Here is a 1,552-nt window from a genome sequence, read left to right as displayed (position 1 = left end):
GGGTGGAGCGGGTGCGCCACATCCCGGCCATCCTCTACCACTGGCGGCAGGGCGCGGAGGCGGCCTCCTTCTCGGAGGGATCGCTGGATCGCTGCGCGGCCGCAGGGCGCCGGGCGGTGGTCGAGCACCTGGAGCAGAGTGGCCTCCCCGGCGCCAGCGTCACCCCGCAAGGCGACCTGCCCGGCTGGTCGCGCGTGCGCCACGTCATGCCCCAGCCGCACCCGATGGCCAGCCTGGTCCTGGCACTGCCCGCCGCCCCGGCCGCGCCGGAGGACTTCCTTTCGCTGCTGGAGATGGCCGGGTATGCCCCGGCGGAGCTGCTGCTGACCTGGCCGGGCGGCACGGCGCCGGCCGTTGCGGATGCGCGGTTGCGGTTGCTGCCGGGCCAGGCCGGAGCGGGGCGGGCGGCGTTGCTCAACGCCGCGGCCGCACAGGCGCGGGGCGAGGTGCTGGTGCTGCTGGAGCCGGGGGTCGCGCCAGCCGGCGAGGGCTGGCTGCGCGAGCTCGTGGCCCAGGCGCTGCGCCCGGAGATCGGCGCCGTCGGCGCCATGCTGCTGGGGCCGGGGCGGCGGATCCGCCACGCGGGCTATGTGCTCGACGGCGTGACGCCCGCCAGGAGCTGGCCCGCGCTCGGCCGGGCGGTGGAGAACGAGTCCGGCTATGCCGGCCATCTGCGGCTCCCGCGCGATGTCTCGGCCGTCAGCGGCGCCTGCCTGGCGGTGCGCAAGGCCAGCTTCGAGGCCGTCGGCGGCCTTGCGCCGCTGCCCTGCTGGTCGGACCTGGATCTCTGCCTCAAGCTGCGCGCCGCCGGGCTGCGGGTGCTGTGGACGCCGTTCGCGCGCCTCCGGCAAGAAGGGGAGGACAGGCGGGTGGACCGCACCGGGCAGGCCGAGGCCCTGTCCTGGCTGCGCACGCGCTGGGGGCGGCGGCTGGGGGAGGAAGCCTTCTTCAGCCCGCTGCTGCCGCTGGCGGAGGGAGAGCCACCCATTCTCCCCAGGCCGCGCCTCGCGGTCAGCGCCGGCTGAAGCGGATGCCACCCCTGCATGTCCTGCTCGCCACCTACAATGGCGCGCGCTACCTGCCGGAGCAGCTCGACAGCCTGGTGTCGCAGCGGGAGGCGGCATGGAGCCTGCTGTGGCGCGACGATGGCTCCACCGATGGCACGCCGGCGCTGCTGGAGGCATTCGCCCGCCGCACCGGCCGCGCCGCCGAGGCGGCGACGCCGCCAGGGCGTGCCGGCGCCATGGGCAGCTTCATGCGCCTGCTCGCCGCGGCGCCGGAGGGCGGCCACTATGCCTTCTGCGACCAGGACGACGTCTGGCTGCCGGGCAAGCTGGCGCGGGCCCAGGCGGCGCTCGCCGAGATGCCGGAAGCACGGCCGGCGCTCTACTGCAGCCGTCAGCAGCTTGTGGACGCAGCGCTGCGGCCGACCGGCCTCTCGCCGCTGCCGCGCCGTCCGCTCGGCTTCCGCAACGCGCTGGTGCAGAATGTGGTGACGGGCTGCACCCTGGTGCTGAACGATGCCGCGCGCCGGCTGGTGCTGGCGGCGCCG

General features: G+C 76.0%; 2 protein-coding genes. Both read left to right on the top strand.

What is annotated here, in order from left to right; all coding sequences use genetic code 11:
* Positions 1 to 1,025, top strand: a 1,025-nt coding sequence (locus ACZJYS_RS24260; RefSeq protein ID WP_493180638.1) for a glycosyltransferase family protein, incomplete at its 5' end; no start/stop codon positions are given.
* A 5-nt stretch (positions 1,026 to 1,030) separates the two neighbouring features.
* Positions 1,031 to 1,552, top strand: a 522-nt coding sequence (locus tag ACZJYS_RS24255) for a glycosyltransferase (protein WP_493180637.1), incomplete at its 3' end; no start/stop codon positions are given.

The sequence above is a fragment of the Roseomonas sp. TS2 genome (genome assembly GCF_058833935.1).
The sequence above is the reverse complement of the archived record's forward strand: the minus strand, read 5'-3'. Positions and strand labels throughout refer to the sequence as shown.